The sequence below is a fragment of the Modestobacter sp. NPDC049651 genome, from assembly GCF_040659695.1.
Taxonomy (GTDB): Bacteria; Actinomycetota; Actinomycetes; order Mycobacteriales; family Geodermatophilaceae; genus Modestobacter.
On record NZ_JBFAOG010000034.1, the window covers coordinates 1 to 1,076 of the forward strand.

A 1,076-nucleotide genomic window follows, 5' to 3' on the forward strand; every position below is an offset into this window, starting at 1 on the left:
GACCGCGAACATCGGCTTCCACGACGACTCGTGGCCGTACAAGGAATGGCGCAACGGCCAGCTCAAGGGAATGACGCTGCCGAAGTCGATGAACGGCTGGGACGACGCGTTCCTGCAGCTCCAGCTCGACACCGGCACCGAGAACCGCTGGATCACGCAGTCCATCGGCGGCGAGGCCCGCCCGGAGATCCAGGGCAGCCTCTACGCCGGCTGGCCCGGCGGGAACAACCAGGTCGACGACGTCCTCGCCGCGACCGAGCTCACCCACATCACGTGGATGATCAACCAGACCGGCGCCGGCGGCTACAGCACCAGCGACCCGAACGTCGCCGCGGGCGTGCGCAAGATGGGCTACAACCTGCACATCCCGCAGGCCAACTTCAACGCGACCGCGGGCGGCACGTTCAAGGTCGGCGTCACCATGCAGAACACCGGCGTCGCGCCGTTCTACTACCCGTGGACGACCGTCATCGGCCTGCGCGACGCGTCCGGCGCGATCGTCAAGACCTGGGACACCAGCTGGGACCTGCGCCAGGTGCAGCCCCTGAAGATCCGGGCGTTCCCCGACTGGGGCGTGGGCGCCGACCCCACGTACCTCGACTTCGGCCGCCCGGTCAACTTCTCCGCCACCCTCAGCACCGCCGGCGTGCCGGCCGGCTCGTACAGCCTGGTGCTGAAGGTCCGCAACCCCCTGGAGGCCGTCACCGCCGACGTCCTGCGGGCCCGCCCGGCCGCCAGCCGGCTCACCGACTGGGTCATCGACCAGTGGCGGCCCCGCCTGCCGCTGTCCTTCGCCAACGCGAACCAGGGCACCGACGGGTGGGTCGACCTGGGCCCGATGTCGACGACCGGGGTGTGCACCGGCGACTGTGCGGCGCCGTCGGTACCGTCGAGTCTCGCGGTCGCCGGCGTGACCGACACGACCGTGTCGCTGTCCTGGACCGCCTCGACCGACAACGTCGGCGTCGTCGCGTACGACATCTACCACGACGGCAACAAGATCGCTGAGGCCGCCGGCACGGCCACGTCGAAGTCCCTGACCGGCCTGCAGCCCAACTTCGAGTACCGCCTGTCGG

1 protein-coding gene is annotated in these 1,076 nt (G+C 70.0%); it reads left to right on the forward strand.

Translation table 11 applies throughout. The features are described 5' to 3' along the window. Positions 1-1,076, forward strand: a 1,076-nt coding sequence (locus tag AB0J00_RS21895) for a DUF4832 domain-containing protein (protein WP_357749239.1), incomplete at both ends; no start/stop codon positions are given.